Genomic DNA, 1,343 nt, shown 5'->3' with positions numbered 1-1,343 from the left:
ATCTGCTTCGATGCGCCCTTGAGGCTCTTCTTGGGCGCGTCCCCGCGCTTGGCCGCGAGCGCGGCCCCCGCCGCCTTTTGCTGCGCCTTGGATTTTGCAGGCATGGTCATTGGCTCCTCGATGGACGAGCCACGATGCGCCGCGATGGGGCGGGGGGCTTTAACTTATGAGATGGGGGCAGGTTTGCAACCTTCGGTGCGCGCAACGTCAGCCTGGCTTATGATCCGCTGGGCCGTCTGTGGCAGGTGGGCGGTGGTCCGAGCGGGACGACGCGGTTCGTGTACGATGGCGATGCGCTGGTGGCGGAATATGATGCATCGGGCAACATGCTGCGGCGCTATGTCCATGGGCAAGGCGCGGATACGCCGCAGGTGTGGTTCGAGGGCGCGGGCACCTCTGCCTCCGTCCGCCGCTATCTGTTCACCAACCACCAGGGATCGGTCACTGCGGTCGCCGATGGCTGGGGCAACACTATCGCGATCGACCGCTATGACGAATATGGCATTCCAGGCTCAGGCAATATCGGGCGGTTCCAGTATACGGGCCAGGCCTGGCTTGAGGATCTGGGCATGTACCATTACAAGGCCCGCATCTACTCGCCGACATTGGGCCGGTTCCTGCAGACCGATCCGATCGGCTATGAGGACCAGATCAATCTTTATGCTTATGTCGGCAACGATCCGGTTAACTCTGCTGATCCCAGTGGTATGTATACATGTGATAGTGAAAAAGACTGTGACGTGGCGAGACAGGCCAGAAACGAGATAAAGAGTGCGCAGAGAACTTATACTTTTGGAACCGATGGGTACAAAAAGCTCGGCTCTGTCCTGAGAAATCTTGGGGGAGAAAATAAAGGTGGCGGGCCCACTATCAAAGAAGGCCCAACTGGGAGCGGTGACGTGGCAATGCACGAGAAAGGTGTTATTACAATTGATCGAGTGACGGCAGGTAATAAGGGTGTTTCATTGGGTGCTGCACTCGGCCATGAGGTGTCACATTATATGGATTATCGTTTTGATCCTGTACATAGTGGTTCGCGGGAGTATCAATTGACTGGAGAAAAACGGGCGATCAGTACTCAAGCGTTCATTGAAATTGGTCAGGGATGGGGTCATTTTTTTCGTCCTGAAAGCGGGAATGTTGGTATCGATATGCGTAATCGGTTCAAAGAACATTTGGACAGTTACTGTAAGAAACACGCTAAGAGTGTGTTTTTGCGGCGTAAAGGAGAGCCCGATGGTTGCTAGAGCAATGTTTTTTGGAAGAATTTTGGTGATCGGGTTCCTATTTTTATTGCCGGCCTGTAGTAAAGGTAATTATGAATGTTTTCGTGATGATGATCG

At 53.9% G+C, this 1,343-nt stretch carries 2 protein-coding genes; one reads left to right on the top strand and one right to left on the bottom strand.

Annotated elements, in window-relative coordinates; translation table 11 throughout:
* A partial coding sequence (locus DM995_RS18945; protein ID WP_116970681.1) for a DUF3008 family protein occupies positions 1-104 on the bottom strand: 104 nt, incomplete at its 3' end.
* Between the two features lie 174 nt (positions 105-278).
* Here DM995_RS18945 and DM995_RS18940 point away from each other — a divergent pair.
* Positions 279-1,247 (top strand): RHS repeat-associated core domain-containing protein, encoded by a 969-nt coding sequence (locus DM995_RS18940; RefSeq protein WP_232824556.1) that lies wholly within the window; start codon positions 279-281, stop codon positions 1,245-1,247.
* Positions 1,248-1,343 lie beyond the last annotated feature (96 nt).

The sequence above is a fragment of the Blastomonas sp. UPD001 genome (assembly GCF_003426715.1).
GTDB lineage: Bacteria > Pseudomonadota > Alphaproteobacteria > Sphingomonadales > Sphingomonadaceae > Blastomonas.
This window is presented reverse-complemented; position numbering and strand designations above follow the sequence as displayed.